The organism is Rhodothermus profundi (genome assembly GCF_900142415.1).
Taxonomy (GTDB): domain Bacteria; phylum Bacteroidota; class Rhodothermia; order Rhodothermales; family Rhodothermaceae; genus Rhodothermus; species Rhodothermus profundi.
The window spans coordinates 1-18366 of sequence record NZ_FRAU01000011.1; the positions used below are offsets into that span (position 1 = coordinate 1).

Genomic DNA, 18366 nt, shown 5'->3' on the forward strand with positions numbered 1-18366 from the left:
GATTTATCCGGTGGCGATGGAGGAGGGGTTGCGTTTTGCGATTCGCGAGGGGGGGCGGACGGTCGGTGCCGGCGTCGTCACGAAAATCCTCGACTAAAACAGTGCGCTGGTAATACTCTCCGGGATCTTGAGGCCCCGTGGGCGTACAAGGACCCGGAGGGACTCACGGGCGTAGCTCAATTGGCAGAGCAGCGGTCTCCAAAACCGCAGGTTGCAGGTTCGAGTCCTGCCGCCCGTGCTCTGTTTAATGCAAGGAAGGGCGAACCGGTGTTCGCCCTTCCTATTTGTCTTGCCCGGACCGTCAATCAGCCAGAGCCGGTCATGTTTGCAAAAATTCGCGCATACCTGCAGGAAGTTTTCCGGGAGATGCAAAAGGTGAGCTGGCCCTCGCGTCAGGAACTCATCAATAATACGATACTGACGCTGGTCGCTTCTGCAGTGCTGGCGCTGTTTATCTTCCTGGCCGATCGGGTGATCGCAACGGTGCTGGAATTTATCTATTCAGTGTAACGAGCGTACGCAAGCTGAGCGAATCAGGGCCATGGCCGAAGAAAAAAAACAGGAAGGGGTGCGTAAGTGGTATGTGCTGCGCACCTTTTCAGGACATGAAAAAAAAGTCAAGCAATATCTAGAACGTGAAATTGAACGGCTGGGCCTGCAAGACCGCGTCGGAGAGATTTTAATTCCGACCGAAACCGTTTTTGAACTGCGCGGCGGCAAGAAGCGAACCCGTGAGCGCACCTTTTTTCCGGGCTACATTTTGATTGAAGCGGTGCTCGACCGGGAGCTTCAGCACTTGATTTCGAATATGCCGTCGGTGGTGGGGTTTCTAGGAACCGGTGACCAGCCCACGCCGCTGCGCCCGGAAGAAGTTCGGCGCATTCTCGGAAAGGTAGACGAGGCGCGGGAGCTGGGCGAGCAGCCCGAGATTCCCTTCAAGCCCGGTGATGTGGTGCGCATCATTGAGGGACCATTTAATAACTTTACAGGCGTCGTAGAGGAGGTCTATCCCGACAAGCTCAAGCTCAAGGTGATGGTCTCCATCTTCGGGCGGAAGACGCCCCTGGAGGTTGATTACCTGCAGGTAGAGCGGGAGTCATAGGCTTTCTGTGAAAAACGCACGGGACGGTCCGAGGCGGAAACCTTCGTAGAAGCGAAGCATAGAGAAGGCGCTCTGTCCATTTTGCACGGACGGAATCCGCGGGAGCCTGACTCAGAGACAGGCGATTGGACCGCAAAAAGGAGGTGCTATGGCAAAGAAGGTCGAAAAGGTCATCAAGCTGCAGATCAAGGGCGGACAGGCAACGCCAGCTCCGCCAATTGGTCCGGCGCTCGGTCAGGCGGGCGTCAATATCATGGAGTTCTGCAAGCAGTTCAATGCGGCCACGCAGGATCGTATGGGCGTGGTCCTGCCGGTCGTCATTACCGTTTACTCGGACAAATCCTTTACGTTTGTTGTTAAAAGTCCGCCGGCAGCCGAGCTGCTCAAAAAAGCGGCAGGCATTGAGAAGGGGGCCAGTGATCCGCTGCGGCAGAAAGTAGGGAAGGTAACGTGGCAGGATTGCCTGGAGATAGCCAAGCAGAAAATGGCCGACCTGAACGCGTACGATCTGGAAAAGGCAGCCTCCATGATTGCCGGAACCGCGCGTTCCATGGGAATTGTGGTGGAAGGAAAGCCCGAGCATCTCTAAGATTTTGCCGCGGGAGTCTGCGCTGCGCAGGCGATTGAACCGCTTAACCTGAGTGAGCCATGCCCAGAAAACGAGGAAAACGGTATCGGAAAGCGCTTGAGATTATTCAGCAGGCCGGCAACGGTCCCTTTTCGTTAGAGGAGGCGGTTGATCTGGTCAAAAAGACCGCGCTGGCCAGGTTCGACGAGTCGGTCGATATTGACGTGCGGCTGGGGGTGGACCCGCGACATGCCGACCAGATGGTGCGGGGAACAGTAGCCCTGCCGCATGGCACCGGAAAGAAAGTGCGCGTATTGGTGCTGGCCGACGAAGGGCGATGGAAGGAAGCGTTGGAGGCAGGCGCTGACTATGCCGGCCTGGATGAGTACATTGAAAAGATTCAGGGCGGCTGGCTGGAGTTTGACGTGGTGATTGCCACGCCCCAGGTAATGAGTAAAGTGGGCCGGCTGGGGCGCATTCTGGGGCCACGGGGACTTATGCCCAACCCCAAGAGCGGGACGGTGACGCAGAACGTGGCCGAGGCCGTTCGAGAGGTAAAGGCTGGCCGCATTGATTTCCGCGTGGACAAGGCCGGTAATCTGCACACCTCCATAGGGAAAGCTTCGTTTAGCAGCGATCAAATTCGGGAGAATGCCGAAGCCTTCCTGCGCGAGGTGCTGCGGTTGCGCCCGCCTTCCGTAAAAGGTGCCTACGTGCGCTCCATTACCCTTTCGACGACCATGGGGCCACCGGTGCCGGTAAGCCTGAGCGTGCTGAGCACGCTCCGATGACATGATCGATGCGCAAAAGAGGAAGTGAGCCATGCCGTTGACAAGAGCCCAGAAAGCGGCCATTCTCGAAGAGATCCGCGCGAAACTGGAGTCGGCGCCGGTTATCTACCTGACCGATTACATGGGGTTAAATGTGGCCCAGATTACGGACCTGCGGCGTCGCTTCCGGGAGGCCGGTGTAGAATTCAAGGTGGTTAAGAATACGTTGCTCCGGATTGCCCTGGAGCAGCGAGGCGGCTACGAAGCGTTGCTGCCTGTGCTGAACGGGCCTACGGCCGTAGCCCTTAGTGAGGAGCCGGCCGCACCGGCGCGCGTCATTAAGAAGTTCATTGAAGAGCAAGGCGTCGAGCTCCCTCGGCTGAAAGCGGCTTACATTGACGGTGCAGTCTATGGAGCGGACGCGCTTGACACGCTGGCCGCACTTAAGTCGAAGGATGAGCTGATTGCAGACATTATGGGTCTTCTGCTGGCGCCGGCTCAGAACGTACTCGGCGCGCTGCAAGGGCCGGGGCAGACGCTGGCCGCCTGCGTGCAGGCCGTCGCCGAAAAAGAAGCGGCATAACCCTTACCGAATATACATCGTAGCAGGTAACATCATTCCTTAATGAGCAGCGCAGCCCGAAGGGGCAGAGACCGCTGCAGGAAAACCAGGAGGAAGAACCATGGCAGACCTGAAAGCACTCGCCGAACAACTGGTAAACCTGACGATCAAGGAGGCGAACGAGCTCGCCAAGATCCTGGAGGAAGAGTATGGCATCAAGCCGGCGGCTGCTGCGGTAGCCGTGGCGGCAGGTCCGGCCGGTGGTGATGGCGCTGCGCAAGCTGAGGAAAAGACGGAATTTGATGTCATCCTCAAAGCGGTCGGCGGCAACAAGATTGCCGTGATCAAGGAAGTGCGCGCCATCACGGGCCTTGGTCTCAAGGAGGCCAAAGAACTGGTCGACAGCGCCCCCAAAGCCGTCAAAGAGGGCGTCAGCAAAGAGGAGGCCGAACAGATCAAGGCCAAACTGGAAGAGGCTGGCGCCGAAGTGGAAATCAAGTAACTTCCTGGGAACCTACGGCTTTTGCCAGCATTCTTGCCTCGAACGTCATATGTCTACAGGTAAGCCGACCCCTCGGGCGAGGGAGTCGGCTTTCCCTGCTTGTAGCCTGCACGCCCAGCATGATGCTCTCGAAGGTTGGTACCCTCACGGAGAAACAACCTCTGTGCCAAAGCGTTACTGGGGCGTTACCCACTTCTAAAGGCGCAGGCGCAAGCTGCTCGGTTTCGGGGTTTTCGGCAACGCGTCACTCAACCATCGAAGTTGCACCCGCTTATGTCTGAGTTCAACGGCCAGCCGGGCACGACGCAGCGGATTTCGTTTGCCCGCACGAAGACGGTCCTGGACTATCCCGACCTTCTCGAAATTCAGCTAAAGTCCTTCAAGGAATTTGTGCAGGATGATGTGCCGCCTGAAGAGCGGGAGGATAAAGGGCTCCAGGCGGTCTTCAAGGAACACTTTCCCATTACCGATAGCCGGGAGCGGTATATCCTGGAGTTTCTCTACTACACGCTGGACACGCCGAAGCATACCGTGGAGGAGTGTCTGGCCCAGGGGCTGACCTATTCGGTGCCGCTGAAGGCAAAGCTCCGGCTATCGATTCTGGAAGACGAAGATGAGGAAGAGGCCGGCGAGGCAATTGAACAGGAAGTATACCTGGGGAATTTGCCGTACATGACCGAACGCGGCACCTTCATTATCAATGGAGCCGAGCGCGTCATTGTCTCGCAGCTCCATCGAAGCCCCGGGGTCTTCTTCAGCCAGAGCGTTCACCCCAACGGCACCGAACTCTACGCGGCGCGCGTGATCCCGCTGCGCGGGTCGTGGCTCGAATTTTCCACGGATGTGGCCAACGTTATGTGGGCCTACATCGACCGGCGTAAGAAGATTCCGGTCACAACCCTGCTACGCGCGCTGGGCTATTCCTCGGATGAGGACATTATTCAGTTGTTTGAGCTGGGGGAAGAGGCGGATATTTCGACCAAGAAGAAGTTCAAGAAGTACCTGGGGCGTAAGCTGGCCTCTTCGATTACGCTGGAGCGCATCATTGAAATCGTTGATGAAGATACCGGCGAAATTATAGAGGAAAAGCGGGAGCGAGAAGTGCTCCTGCCGGCCGAGCATGAACTGCAGGAGGAGGACTACGACCGTCTCAAAGAGGCCGGTATTACCCGACTCTATCTGCTGAAGGAGGAAGAGAACGAAGAAGAGGCACTTGATAAAAGTTCGCTGCTCAACACCCTGCGCAAAGATCCGACGCATTCGGAGGCAGAGGCACTGGAATATCTGTATTTCCAACTGCGGGGTACGGAGGCGCCTGACCTCGAAACAGCCCGTGCGCTGCTGGACCGTCTCTTCTTTAATGAAAAGCGCTACGATCTGGGCGCAGTTGGGCGCTATCGCCTCAACAAACGGCTGCGCCTGAATATGCCCATGGATGTCCTCACGCTGACCAAGGAGGACATCGTAGCTATTGTGCGGGAACTCGTGCTGCTGCAGAACGGCCGCAGCACGGTGGACGATATTGACCACCTGGGCAATCGGCGGGTGCGCACCGTAGCCGAACAACTGGCAGCGCAGTTCTCGGTCGGGTTAGCCCGCATGGCCCGCACGATCAAAGAGCGCATGAACCTGCGGGATGCCGAAAGCTTTACGCCGCAGGATCTGGTCAATGCACGCACAATTGCCAGCGTCATCAATACGTTCTTCGGGACCAATCAGCTCAGCCAGTTTATGGATCAGACCAACCCGCTGGCTGAGCTGACGCACAAGCGGCGCGTGTCGGCGCTCGGGCCGGGAGGGCTGACGCGCGAGCGGGCTGGCTTTGAGGTGCGTGACGTGCACTACACGCACTACGGCCGTCTCTGCCCCATTGAAACGCCCGAAGGCCCCAACATCGGGCTGATCTGCTCGCTGACGGTGCACGCCCGGGTGAACGAATTCGGCTTTATCGAAACGCCCTACCGGGTTGTGCGCGATGGCAAGGTAACCAATGAAATTGTCTACCTCACAGCCGAGGAGGAGGACAACGCCGTCATCGCGCAGGCAAACGCTCCGATTGACGAGGAAGGCAACTTCCTCAATGAATACGTCAAGTGCCGCTATCGCGGCGACTTCCCGCTGATGCGGCCGGAGCAAATTCAGTACATGGACGTCGCGCCTAACCAGATCGTCTCTCCCTCGGCCAGCCTGATTCCCTTCCTCGAACACGACGACGCCAACCGTGCCCTCATGGGCTCGAACATGCAGCGGCAGGCGGTGCCCCTGCTGCAACCCGAAGCGCCTATCGTGGGCACGGGCATGGAAGCACGCATCGCGCGCGACTCGCGCGCCTTGCTCATGGCTGAAGGACCAGGCGTGGTCGAGTACGTCGATGCCGACCGCATCGTCATTCGCTACGACCAGGACCCTGAAGATGCCGAGGTCAGCTTTGAAGAGCCCGTCAAGGAGTACCGACTGGTCAAGTTCCGTCGCACCAACCAGGACACCTGCATCAACATGCGACCGATTGTCAAGGTCGGTCAGCGGGTGGAAAAGGGGACGGTGCTCTGCGACGGATTTGCCACGGAGAAAGGGGAGCTGGCGCTCGGCAAAAACATCCTGGTGGCCTTCATGCCCTGGCGCGGCTATAACTTCGAGGACGCCATCGTGATTTCAGAGCGTCTGGTGGCCGAGGACGTCTTTACCTCGGTCCATATCGAAGAGTTTGAGTGCCAGGTGCGGGATACCAAGCGCGGCCAGGAAGAGCTGACGCGGGAAATCCCCAACGTCTCCGAAGAGGCCACCAAGGACCTGGATGAGCGGGGTATCATTCGCGTAGGAGCCGAAGTAAAAGCTGGCGACATCCTGGTCGGTAAGGTTACGCCCAAGGGAGAGACGGAGCCTACGCCTGAAGAAAAGCTGCTCCGGGCCATTTTTGGCGATAAGGCCGGTGATGTAAAGGATGCGTCGCTGAAAGCGCCGCCCGGCATGAAGGGCGTCGTGATCGACACGAAACTCTTCAGCCGCCGCAAGCTGGATCCGGCCTCGAAAAAACGGGAGCAGCAGCGTCTGGCTCAGATTGACGAACAACTGCAGCGGGACCTGGCCGAACTCGACCGCCGCTTCTGGGAGAAGTTCTTTAAGCTGGTAGAGGGACAGGTATCGGCCGGGGTGGAGACGCGCGAAGGGGATATTGTGTTGCCGGAAGGCATGCCCTTCACTCGGGAAGCCTTCGCGAAGATATCGCCGCTGAAGCTGAACCCGATGTTGCCCTTTACGCAGGATGAGGCCGTCAACCGCAAGGTGCAGAAGCTGCTGCGCAACTATGAGCAGATGCACCGGCGGATTACGGGGGAAGCCAAGCGGTTGAAACACCAGATTCAGATGGGGGATGAGCTGCCGCCCGGCGTCGTGCAGCTTGCCAAGGTCTACATCGCCCGCAAACGGAAAATTCAGGTGGGCGATAAGATGGCCGGTCGGCACGGCAACAAGGGCGTGGTGGCGAAGATTGTCCCGGTTGAGGACATGCCGTTCCTGGAGGACGGAACGCCGGTGGATATCGTGCTCAACCCGCTGGGCGTACCCTCCCGCATGAACCTCGGACAGATCTACGAAACGCTGCTGGGATGGGCCGGCAAGGTGCTGGGGCGGAAGTTTGCCTCCCCGGTTTTCGACGGCGCTTCGCTCGACGAGATCAAAGCGCTGCTGCGTGAAGCAGGCCTGCCCGAAGATGGCCGCGTGCAACTCTACGATGGCCGCACGGGCGAGCCGCTTGATGAAAAGACGACAGTGGGGTACATCTACATGATGAAGCTCAATCACCTGGTTGAGGATAAAATTCACGCTCGGTCGATTGGACCGTACAGCCTCATCACGCAGCAGCCCCTGGGTGGCAAAGCCCAGTTCGGTGGGCAACGTCTGGGTGAAATGGAGGTGTGGGCGCTTTATGCGTACGGCGCCGCCCATACGCTCCAGGAAATGCTCACCTATAAGTCGGACGACGTGCAAGGGCGCTCGAAAGCCTACGAGGCCCTGGTCAAGGGTGAAAACCTGCCCGAACCCGGCGTTCCCGAAAGCTTCAACGTGCTGGTGCGTGAGCTGCAAGGCCTCGGCCTGGAAGTGCGGCTCGACTGAGACAAAGGCTCCCTCTGATCCGACACCAACCCGCCGATATACGCTATGCCGCAAGGGAAGACGCTCAAGATCAAACGCGACTTCACCAGCATCACGCTGAGCCTGGCTTCGCCGGAAAGCATTCTCGAACGCTCCTACGGCGAAGTGCTCAAGCCCGAGACGATTAACTACCGGTCGTTCAAGCCGGAGAAAGACGGCCTGTTCTGCGAAAAGATCTTTGGGCCGGTCAAAGACTATGAGTGCCACTGCGGCAAGTACAAGCGCATCCGCTATCGCGGCATTGTCTGCGATCGCTGCGGCGTCGAAGTGACCGAAAAGAAGGTGCGCCGCGAGCGGATGGGGCACATTACGCTGGCCGTCCCGGTCGTTCATATCTGGTACTTCAAGACCGTCCCGAACAAGATTGGCAACCTGCTCGGGCTGAAGTCCAAAGATCTGGAAAAGATCATCTATTACGAAAACTACATCGTGATTCAGCCCGGCTGTGCGGAGAAGCTCGGGGTGGAAAAGAACCAGCTCCTCACGGAGGAGGAGTATTACGATATTCTCTACCAGATTCGGGAGGACAACAACCGCCTCGACGACGACGATCCGGAGAAGTTCATCGCCAAAATTGGCGGGGAAGCCATTGAAATGATGCTGAAGCGGCTGGACCTGGATGCGCTCTCCAAAGAGCTGCGCTTTCAGGTCAAGACCGAAACCAGCCAGCAGCGTAAAGAAGAAGCGCTCAAGCGCCTCCAGGTCGTCGAGGCATTTCGCGAGGCAAACCGGAAGCTGGAAAACCGGCCCGAGTGGATGGTCATGCGGGTTATCCCGGTAATTCCGCCGGAGCTGCGCCCGCTGGTTCCGCTCGAAGGAGGCCGGTTTGCGACGAGCGACCTGAACGACCTCTACCGGCGCGTTATCATCCGCAATAACCGGCTGAAGCGGCTGATCGACATCCGGGCGCCCGAGGTCATCCTGCGTAACGAAAAGCGGATGCTCCAGGAGGCCGTCGATTCGCTCTTTGATAACTCGCGCAAGGCAAACGCCGTGCGCAGCGACTCGAACCGGGCCCTGAAGTCGCTTTCTGACATGCTCAAGGGGAAGCAGGGCCGGTTCCGCCAGAACCTGCTGGGTAAACGCGTAGACTACTCCGGGCGCTCGGTCATTGTGGTCGGGCCAGAACTGGAGCTGCACCAGTGCGGCCTGCCCAAGGAAATGGCGGTTGAGCTCTTCAAGCCCTTCATCATCCGTAAGCTGATCGAGCGCGGCATTGTGCGTACGGTCAAGAGCGCCAAGCGCGTGGTAGACCGACGCACCGATGAAGTGTGGGACATTCTGGAGAAAGTTATCCAGGGACGTCCCGTCTTGCTCAACCGCGCGCCAACGCTGCACCGTCTGGGTATTCAGGCGTTCCAGCCGGTGCTGACCGAGGCCAAAGCCATCCAGCTCCACCCGCTGGTCTGCACGGCCTACAACGCCGACTTCGACGGCGACCAGATGGCCGTGCACGTGCCGCTCTCGCACGAAGCCTGCCTGGAGAGTATGATTTTGATGCTCTCCAGCCACAACATCCTCAGCCCGGCCAACGGTGATCCGATTGCCGTGCCCACCCAGGACATGGTGCTGGGCCTTTACTACATGACCAAGGCCAAAAACGGGGTCAAGGGCGAGGGCATGCGCTTTGCCAGCACCGAGGAGGTGCGCCAGGCATTCGACCAGGGGGTGGTCGATATGCACGCGCGCATCAAGGTGCGCCTGAAGGACGGGCAGCTCATTGATACAACGGTCGGCCGCGTACTCTTCAACGAAGTCGTGCCGGATGAGGTGGGCTTCATCAACGAAGTCCTGACCAAAAAGAATCTGAAGACCATCATCGGGCGCGTGCTCAAGGCCACCGGGTACCCGCGGACAGCACGCTTCCTGGACGACATCAAGGCGCTGGGGTTTGAGCAGGCGACCAAGGCAGGCCTGACGTTCTCGCTCGAAGACATCATCATTCCGAAGGAAAAACAGCAACTCATCGAAGAGGCAAACCAGGCGGTAACGCGGGCGCGTCAGAACTACGAGATGGGCGTCATCACCGATAATGAACGCTATAACCAGGTGATCGACATCTGGACGCGCACGAACAACCGCCTCTCAGAAATCCTCTTCGAAACGCTCAAAAACGATAAAGATGGCTTTAATGCCATCTTCATGATGGCCGACTCAGGCGCGCGTGGCTCGAAGGAGCAGATCCGGCAGCTCGGGGGCATGCGCGGCCTGATGGCCAAGCCGCAGAAGAGTATGGTCGGGTCGGCCGGCGAAATCATTGAAAACCCGATCATTTCCAACTTCAAGGAAGGGCTCTCCGTGCTTGAGTACTTTATCTCAACGCACGGTGCCCGTAAGGGATTGGCGGATACGGCGCTTAAGACGGCCGACGCTGGCTATCTGACGCGCCGCCTGGTTGATGTCGCGCAGGATGTAACGGTCACGATGTACGACTGCGGCACGCTGCGTGGCATCAAGATTGGCGCGCTCAAGGATAACGAAGAAATTGTCGAGCCGCTGGCCGACCGTATCCTCGGGCGCGTGTCGCTGCATGATGTGTATGACCCGCTCACGGGCGAGATGATTGTTGCTGCAAATGAGTTGATCGACGAAGAAAAAGCGCAGCGCATAGCGGAGACCTCCATCGAAGAGGTGGAGATCCGCTCGGTGCTGACCTGTGAAGCGCCGCGGGGCGTGTGCGCTCTCTGCTATGGGCGTAACCTGGCAACCGGTCGCCTGGTAGAGGTCGGAGAAGCCGTCGGAGTAGTGGCGGCCCAGTCAATCGGGGAGCCCGGTACGCAGCTCACGCTTCGGACCTTCCACGTGGGCGGAACGGCCGCGCGCATTGAGGCCGAAAGCACCCTGAATGCCAAGTTTGCCGGCCGCGTGGCCTTCGAGAACCTGCGGACCGTCACCTACGAATCCGAAGAAGGACCAAAGGAAGTGGTGCTCTCCCGCCAGGGAATGATCCGCATTATGGATCCGCAGGAAGAAGGCCGCGAGCTCTGGCGGGCGAACGTGCCCTACGGCGCCGAGCTGCTCGTTCAGGAAGGCGATCGTGTTGAGAAAGGCCAGGTACTGGTTACCTGGGACCCCTACAACAGCGTGATTCTTACGGAGGTAGGCGGAACCGTTCATTACCAGGACATTATTGAGGGCGTTACCTACCGCGAAGAGGCTGACGAGCAGACCGGCTACCGGGAGAAGGTCATCATTGAAAGCCGCGACCGCTCCCTGACCCCCGCGATCCTGATTGAACTGCCTGATGGCTCTGTGCGGGAATATGCGTTGCCCGTGCGGTCGCGCATTCAGGTGGACGAAGGGGACGTGGTGCAGGCCGGACAGGTACTGGCCAAGCTACCGCGTCAGACGGTTAAAACGCGCGACATTACCGGCGGTCTGCCACGCGTGATTGAGCTGTTCGAAGCCCGCACGCCTTCTGACCCGGCCATTGTGTCGGAAATTGAAGGATATGTGGAGTACGGAGCCCGGAAGCGTGGTGCGCAGGAAGTCATCGTTACCAGCCCGGATGGCTCGGAGTCGCGCACCTATCAGATTCCGCTCAGCAAGTACATTCTGGTGCATCCAGGCGACTATGTGCAGGCCGGGCAGCAGCTTTCGGACGGCCAGGTGTCGCCTCAGGATATCCTGCGCATTCTGGGGCCGCGCAAGGTCCAGGAGTACCTGGTAAACGAAATCCAGGAAGTCTACCGCCTGCAGGGCGTGTCGATCAATGACAAACACATCGAGGTGATCGTGCGCCAGATGATGCAGAAGGTGCGCATCACCGATCCAGGCGACACGAACCTGCTGGAAGGCGACCTGATCGACCGCCATACCCTGGACCAGATCAATGACCGGCTCTATGACTGCTTCGTGGTGGTCGATCCCGGCGATTCGGGATTGAAGGTCGGGGAGATTATCGACCGCCGCCGCCTGCGCGAAGTAAATTCTGAGATGAAACGGCGCGACCTGCGTCCGGTAGAGGTGCGGGAGGCTCAGCCCGCTGTGGCGGAACCCGTGCTGCTGGGGATTACGCAGGCAGCCCTTTCGACCGACTCGTTCATCTCGGCTGCTTCGTTCCAGGAAACCACGAAGGTGCTCTCGGAGGCTGCTATTGCCGCCAAGACCGACCACCTGTACGGACTGAAAGAGAACGTAATCGTGGGGCACCTGATACCGGCAGGAACAGGCCAGCGCCGCTTCCAGCACCTGGTGGTGGGTTCGCGCAAAGAGCTGGAGGCGTTGCAGGCGGCCGTCAGCGAAAGCACAGCCGCGGGCAATGGCGCCGGCGACGGAGCAGCCGAGTCGGTCGAGGCCTCCTGAGCAATCTGACGCGAGCGCATCAAAAGCCCTGGGGGACGTGCGTTCCCCAGGGCTTTTTTATTACACGACGTGTATTTTATGGAGAACAGAAATCGTTAACTAACCGCATGACGGCCGTGTATCGTCTACTGAACCTTCTGATCCTGGGCCTCTTGCTGTCTGGAATAGGGCTGGGATGGCCGCAGGCTGTGCAAGGCCAACCTGCTTTTCCGTTGCCGCTACCGCTGCCTTCGGAGATTTCCTATGATCCTGCGATTCCTCGACCCGAGGAAGTCATCGGCCATGTCGTAGGCACGCGGCATACGGCGCCCCACCAGATTGTAGCCTACTTTCAAGCCGTAGCCGCAGCCAGCGACCGCGTCCTCGTCGAAGAGCACGGGCGCACCTATGAAGGACGTCCGCTGATTCATGCCATCGTTTCCGCTCCAGAAAACCTGATGCGTCTGGAAGCCATTCGCACCGCCAACATGCGGCTTTCGGAGGCTCCAGAGACCGTAAGCGATGCCGAGCTGGCACGCATGCCGGTTGTTGCCTACCTGGGCTACAGCATTCATGGCAATGAAGCCAGCGGTTCGGAAGCCTCGCTGCTGGTGCTTTACTATCTGGCGGCTGCCCGTGGGCCTGCCATCGACTCGCTGCTCGCCCAGGCCGTGCTCATTATTGATCCGATGCTGAATCCCGACGGCCGGGATCGGTTTGTAGACTGGGCCAACCGTAACCGCGGCCGCGTGCCTGTGGCCGATCCTCAGGACCGCGAGCATATCGAGCCCTGGCCTGGCGGGCGCACCAACCACTACTGGTTCGATTTAAATCGTGACTGGCTGACCGGTCAACACCCGGAGTCTCAGGGGCGGCTGCGACTCTTTCACCACTGGCGGCCGCAACTGCTGACGGACCATCACGAGATGGGCAGCGAGTCGACCTTTTTCTTTATGCCGGGCGTGCCCAGCCGAACCCATCCGCTGACGCCCGCGCGCAATCAGGAGTTGACCGCTGCAATCGCTCGCTATCATGCAGAGGTGTTCAATCAGATCGGATCCCTCTACTATTCGGAAGAGGGATATGACGATTTCTACTACGGCAAGGGATCAACGTACCCTGATGCGAACGGTGCGGTAGGGATCCTCTTCGAGCAGGCTTCCTCACGCGCCCTGCTTCGGGAAACGCGTGATGGGGTGCTTTCTTATGCCTTTACCGTCCGTAATCATTTTGCGGCCTCTCTCTCTACGCTACGCGCTCTGCGCGCCCTTCGGATAGAACTGTTGCGTTACCAGCGCGATTTCTATCGGGAGGCCGAACAGCTCGCGCGACAGCTTCCTGTCAAAGCCTATCTCATTGCCCTGGAACCAGGCCGCACGCGTGCGCAGATGTTGGCGCAGGTGCTTCGGCGCCACCGCATTCGTATCTACATGCTGGCGCGGGATGTTACGGTTGAAGGGAAAACGTTTCGGGCGGGGCAGGCCTACGTGGTGCCCGTGCAGCAGCCACAGGCCCGGATGCTGCAGGCCCTGATGGAGCGACGCACCACCTTTGAGGACTCGCTTTTCTATGACGTGTCGGCCTGGACGCTTCCACTGGCCTATGACGTGGTCTGGGCCGAATGGAAACGGAATCCATCGCCGCTGCTGGGCGCTCCGGTCGATTCGGTGAAGCTGGACGGAGGAACCCTGATCGGAGATCGCTCCGACTATGCCTATTTGATGACCTGGGATCGCTTCTTTGCACCGGCAGCGCTTTATCAACTTCAGCGGGCAGGGGTGCGGGCGCGAATGCTCTCCAGGACGATTACCTTGCCGGTTGCAGGTACCCGTCGAACGTTCCCGCCCGGCACCGTGCTGATTCCGGTTGTGCAACGCGATGGAAAGGGACCCGGACCCGACTCGCTGCAGGCGCTCCTGCAGCAGTTGGCGCAGACCTACCATGTGCGTTTCTATGCGGTTCAGACCGGATTAACTGAAGAAGGTCCGGATCTGGGCACGCGCGACTACGGACGCGTGTTGGAACAACCCCGGGTAGCGCTGCTGACCGGCGAAGGCACGCGCGCCTACAATGCGGGCGAAGTGTGGCATCTGCTCTCCGAACGAATGCATATGCCTGTTTCCCTCTTAGACGTGCAGCATGTCGCCTGGGCCGATCTGAGCCGCTATAACCGGCTGGTACTGGCTGGCGGATCGTATGCTGCCCTGCCGTCTGAAAAAATCAAAAACTGGGTGCGGGAAGGCGGAGTGCTTATTGCGCTGACCAGTGCAGTAGACTGGGTGGTGGCTCAGGGATGGCTTAACCTTAAAGCCAAACCCTTTGAGCTCGACTCCCTGCTTCGACCCTACCCGTATGGGCAGTTGGCCCGCGCTCGTGGCGCACAGGTCATTGGCGGTGCTATTCTGGAAGCGCGCATGGATACAACCCATCCGCTGGCTTTTGGCCTGGGCGCTACGCTACCCGTCTTTCGAACCGAGGAAACCTTCTACGAACCGTCCGAGGTGCCAGGTGCTAACGTGGCAGTTTACACCGAACAGCCCCTGCTCAGCGGTTATCTTTCAGCGGCCCGTCGGCAACAGGCTCCGGGAGCGGCGGCTGTTGTGGCACAGCGGTATGGGCGGGGGCGCATTATTCTGATCATGGATAATCCAAACTTTCGCGCTTTCTGGCCGGGTTCGAGCCGGCTGTTCCTGAACGCCGTCTTTTTCGGTGACGCGTTCTAACGAGCGGGCACAAATTGCTGGTTCAGGCTTAAGCGTAGCAGTCCACTGACTGCTACGCTTTTTCTTTGTACTAACCGGGAGTCGTCATGCCGAATCGTCTTCAGTTTGAAAAAAGCCCCTATCTGCTGCAGCACAAGGATGACCCGGTCGACTGGTGGCCCTGGTGCGAAGAAGCTTTTGCTCGGGCAAAGGCCGAAGACAAACCGGTATTCCTGTCAATTGGCTACGCCGCGTGCCACTGGTGCCATGTGATGGCCCATGAGTCGTTCCAGGATGAGGAGGTCGCCCGCCTGATGAACGACGCGTTTATTAATATCAAGGTGGATCGGGAAGAGCGGCCCGACGTCGATCAGCTCTATATGACGGTCTGCCAGATGGTGACCGGCCATGGGGGGTGGCCTTTGACCATCATTATGACCCCTGACCGGAAGCCGTTTTTTGCAGCGACCTACATTCCCAAGCGCAGTCGGTATGGCCGGCCGGGCCTGTTAGAAATCATCCCGCGCATTCAAGAGGCCTGGCGGCAGCACCGGGACGAGATCATTGCCTCTGCCGAGAAGCTGACCGGCACGCTGCAGAAGATCATGTCGTTTGAGGCGCCCAGTCAGATCATTGATGCAGAGTGGTTGGAGATCGCCTACCGACGGCTGGATGACATTTTCGATGCCAGGCATGGCGGCTTCGGACATGCACCAAAGTTTCCCACCCCGCACACGCTCCTGTTCTTGTTGCGCTACTGGCAGCGAAGCGGAGAGGCGCACGCGTTGCAGATGGTTGAGCACACGCTGATGCAGATGCGACTGGGGGGCATTTATGATCACGTGGGGTTTGGCTTTCATCGCTACGCGACCGACGAGGCGTGGCGCGTGCCGCACTTTGAAAAGATGCTCTATGATCAGGCGCTGCTTACGATAGCCTATACCGAGGCCTACCAGGCCACCGGCAAGTCCTTCTACGCCCGGACAGCGCGCGAAATTCTGACGTATGTGTTGCGTGACCTGCGGGCGCCGGAGGGGGCCTTTTACAGCTCGGAGGATGCCGATAGCGAAGGCGAAGAGGGAAAATTTTATGTATGGACGGTCGCCGAATTGCGCGAAGCGCTGGGGCCAGAGCTGGCTCCAATCGCTATCGATCTATTTAACGTGCAGCCAGAAGGTAATTATGAGGAGGAGGCGACCGGTGAGCGTACAGGCAAAAACATTCTCTACCTGAGCAAATCACTCCAGGCCCTTGCCCGCGAGCGAGGGTGGTCCCTAGAAGAGCTGGAAACGACGCTGGCAACGATTCGGGAGCGTCTGTTTGCATATCGCATGCGCCGCGTGCGGCCGGGCCGGGATGAGAAGATCCTGACGGACTGGAATGGCTTGATGATCGCCGCGCTGGCCCGGGCGGCGCAGGTGTTCGATGAGGCGGTCTATGCTGAGGCTGCGCAGACGGCCGCCGACTTTCTCCTGCGCACAATGCGCACGCCCGAAGGTCGTCTGTGGCATCGCTACCGAGACGGAGAGGCAGGGATTTCCGGGATGCTGGACGACTATGCCTTTTTGAGCTGGGGATTGCTGGATCTGTATGAGGCAACCTTTGAAGAACATTACCTGGAGACGGCGCTTGCGCTGACCGAGCAGATGCTCACGCACTTCTGGGATGCACGGGGTGTGTTCTACATGACGCCTGATGATGGAGAACCGCTCATTGTGCGACCTCGGGAAACGATGGACAATGCCATGCCTTCAGGGAATGCGGTGGCGCTGATGAACCTGGTGCGCTTAGGACATATGACCGGCCGCACAAACTATGCAGAGCATGCGGATGCGATGATTCGCTTCTTTTCCGGACCGGTCAAACAGCAGCCGCCTATCTTTACAGGTATGCTGGTCAGTATTGATTTTGCCTTTGGGCCCATTTACGAATTGGTGCTGGCGGGCGATCTCGACAATCCAGACCTGCGGGAACTACTGCGCACGATTCACCAGCGCTATTTGCCGCGCAAAGTGCTTATGCTGCGCCGGTCGGGCGCAGCCGGTGAGCGGCTGGTGCAGTTGGCGCCGTTTGTGGCTGCCCAGGAGCCGGTTGATGGCCGCCCGACCGTCTACGTGTGCCATGATTACCGATGCGAGCAGCCCGTTACCGATCCCGAGGAACTGGCCCGTCAGCTTGATGCGCTGCACGCTGGCGCACCGGCCTGAACAAAACAATGGGGGCCGGTTCCTCTGCAGAGGAACCGGCCCCCACGGGCTGCAAGCCGAACAACTCAGGCTTCTACTGGATCGACGTGCACAAAACGCCGATCCCCGCGTCCGCGCGAGAAACGAACCACGCCGTCAACTTTAGCAAACAGCGTGTCGTCGCCTCCGCGTCCTACGTTCAGACCCGGATGAAACTTGGTCCCACGCTGGCGGACTAGGATACTCCCGGCCGTGACAAACTGCCCCCCGAAGACCTTAACGCCCAGCATCTTCGGGTTGGAGTCCCGGCCGTTCCGGGTCGATCCCATGCCTTTCTTATGCGCCATGACACCCTCACGAGTTGGCCGTTAAACGAAAACCTTAAGCAGTTGGCTGGGCCGTTGCTTCGCTTGCAAGCGGCTGCGCATTCTGAGGCACCTCCAGGGCTTCTATTTGCACTTTCGTGTACCGCTGGCGGTGACCGCGCTTCACCTTGTAGCGTTTGCGCCGCTTTTTCTTAAAGACCAGAATCTTATCCGCCTTGACGTGTTCCAGCACGCGCGTTTTAACGGCGGCGCCTTCCACAACCGGACGGCCCAGGTACACCTGGTCGCCATCGACCACCAGCAATACACGATCAAAAGTCAACGTGTCGCCCGGCTGGGCTTTCTCATGATAGGGAATGTAAAGGTAGCGACCTTCTTCGACGCGAAATTGCTTACCGGCGATGTCAACAATGGCATACATGGCTTCCTCTGCTTTGGGGCGCCGGGTTGGGTACCGACGCGAGAGTTCACGGATCGTTCAGGAAAAAAATCGTAGCTTCTAAAGTTAGGGAGTTTCAACGTTCAAAACCAGTTAAAGTTGTCAAACGCTGATGGAGATTGTACTGCCAGATTCAGGGCTGCGGCTGGTGCCCCGTAAGATCATCTGCGTGGGCAAAAATTACGCGCGGCATGCTGCTGAGCTGAATAGCACGGTACCAGAAGAACCAATATTGTTTCTAAAACCTCCTACTGCCCTGATTGGTTCAGGAGGGACTGTGTTGCTTCCGCCGCAGTCGCGTGAGGTGCACCACGAGGTAGAGCTGGTGGTCGTGATCGGGCGTGAAGGAAAGCGCATTGCGGAAGAAGAAGCGCTGGACTACGTCGCAGGGTATGCGCTGGGGTTAGACATGACAGCGCGCGACTTGCAGCAAAAGGCAAAGGAGGCGGGATATCCGTGGACGGTATCCAAGGGATTTGATACATTTGCGCCGCTGGGCCCCCTGGTGTCGGCTTCGGCCGTGTCCGATCCCCAGCAGGTACGGCTTCGGCTTAAGGTGAATGGGGTGGTGCGTCAGGACGGAACGACGGCGGACATGGTATTTTCGGTAGCACAGTTGATTGCCTACTGCTCCAAGATTTTCACGCTGCAGCCGGGCGATTTGCTGTTTACGGGGACGCCTGAAGGGGTGGGGCCTGTGCATGAGGGGGATGTGCTGGAGGCGGAGAGTGATGTGCTGCCGCCCCTGCGGGTAGACGTGCAACGGGCCTGAG

The 18366-nt window shown here is 58.9% G+C and carries 14 protein-coding genes and 1 tRNA gene; 13 read left to right on the plus strand and 2 right to left on the minus strand.

Annotation, left to right across the window (positions count from 1 at the left end; all coding sequences use genetic code 11):
- The 12 genes from BUA15_RS12785 to BUA15_RS12840 form a co-directional block, all read left to right on the plus strand.
- Positions 1 to 97 (plus strand): EF-Tu C-terminal domain-related protein (locus tag BUA15_RS12785; protein ID WP_143149620.1); only part of this gene is annotated, 97 nt, incomplete at its 5' end.
- Between the two features lie 68 nt (positions 98 to 165).
- Positions 166 to 238, plus strand: a tRNA-Trp gene (locus BUA15_RS12790).
- An 83-nt stretch (positions 239 to 321) separates the two neighbouring features.
- A complete protein-coding gene (secE, locus tag BUA15_RS12795; protein WP_072716390.1) occupies positions 322 to 510 on the plus strand; it encodes a preprotein translocase subunit SecE in 189 nt (62 codons plus the stop codon).
- A 31-nt stretch (positions 511 to 541) separates the two neighbouring features.
- Positions 542 to 1102, plus strand: a complete 561-nt coding sequence (nusG, locus tag BUA15_RS12800) for a transcription termination/antitermination protein NusG (protein ID WP_072716391.1) — start codon at positions 542 to 544, stop codon at positions 1100 to 1102.
- 148 nt (positions 1103 to 1250) lie between these two features.
- Positions 1251 to 1691: a 50S ribosomal protein L11 gene (gene rplK, locus BUA15_RS12805; protein WP_072716392.1), complete on the plus strand. Its 441-nt coding sequence runs from the start codon at positions 1251 to 1253 to the stop codon at positions 1689 to 1691.
- Between the two features lie 59 nt (positions 1692 to 1750).
- Complete coding sequence (gene rplA / locus BUA15_RS12810; protein WP_072716393.1) at positions 1751 to 2461, plus strand: 50S ribosomal protein L1; 711 nt, start codon at positions 1751 to 1753, stop codon at positions 2459 to 2461.
- Positions 2462 to 2492: 31 nt separating this feature from the next.
- Positions 2493 to 3023 carry a 50S ribosomal protein L10 gene (gene rplJ / locus BUA15_RS12815; protein ID WP_072716394.1) on the plus strand — a complete coding sequence of 177 codons (531 nt, stop codon included), beginning with the start codon at positions 2493 to 2495 and terminating at the stop codon, positions 3021 to 3023.
- Between the two features lie 100 nt (positions 3024 to 3123).
- The gene (gene rplL, locus BUA15_RS12820; RefSeq protein ID WP_072716395.1) at positions 3124 to 3504 is read left to right on the plus strand and encodes a 50S ribosomal protein L7/L12; all 381 of its coding nucleotides are present in this window, start codon (positions 3124 to 3126) and stop codon (positions 3502 to 3504) included.
- Positions 3505 to 3777: 273 nt separating this feature from the next.
- Positions 3778 to 7617 (plus strand): DNA-directed RNA polymerase subunit beta, encoded by a 3840-nt coding sequence (gene rpoB, locus BUA15_RS12825; RefSeq protein WP_072716396.1) that lies wholly within the window; start codon positions 3778 to 3780, stop codon positions 7615 to 7617.
- Positions 7618 to 7662: 45 nt separating this feature from the next.
- Positions 7663 to 11961 carry a DNA-directed RNA polymerase subunit beta' gene (gene rpoC, locus BUA15_RS12830; protein WP_072716397.1) on the plus strand — a complete coding sequence of 1433 codons (4299 nt, stop codon included), beginning with the start codon at positions 7663 to 7665 and terminating at the stop codon, positions 11959 to 11961.
- A gap of 107 nt (positions 11962 to 12068) precedes the next feature.
- Positions 12069 to 14663 carry a M14 metallopeptidase family protein gene (locus tag BUA15_RS12835; protein ID WP_072716398.1) on the plus strand — a complete coding sequence of 865 codons (2595 nt, stop codon included), beginning with the start codon at positions 12069 to 12071 and terminating at the stop codon, positions 14661 to 14663.
- Between the two features lie 86 nt (positions 14664 to 14749).
- Positions 14750 to 16849 (plus strand): thioredoxin domain-containing protein, encoded by a 2100-nt coding sequence (locus BUA15_RS12840; RefSeq protein WP_072716399.1) that lies wholly within the window; start codon positions 14750 to 14752, stop codon positions 16847 to 16849.
- 65 nt (positions 16850 to 16914) lie between these two features.
- On the opposite strand, the gene rpmA is transcribed toward BUA15_RS12840, so the two are convergent.
- The gene (gene rpmA / locus BUA15_RS12845; protein ID WP_012843615.1) at positions 16915 to 17175 is read right to left on the minus strand and encodes a 50S ribosomal protein L27; all 261 of its coding nucleotides are present in this window, start codon (positions 17173 to 17175) and stop codon (positions 16915 to 16917) included.
- A 34-nt stretch (positions 17176 to 17209) separates the two neighbouring features.
- The gene (gene rplU, locus BUA15_RS12850) at positions 17210 to 17575 is read right to left on the minus strand and encodes a 50S ribosomal protein L21 (RefSeq protein WP_072716400.1); all 366 of its coding nucleotides are present in this window, start codon (positions 17573 to 17575) and stop codon (positions 17210 to 17212) included.
- Between the two features lie 130 nt (positions 17576 to 17705).
- Between rplU and BUA15_RS12855 the strand changes: the two genes are divergently transcribed.
- Positions 17706 to 18365 (plus strand): fumarylacetoacetate hydrolase family protein, encoded by a 660-nt coding sequence (locus BUA15_RS12855; RefSeq protein ID WP_072716401.1) that lies wholly within the window; start codon positions 17706 to 17708, stop codon positions 18363 to 18365.
- The last annotated feature ends 1 nt before the right edge of the window (position 18366 follow it).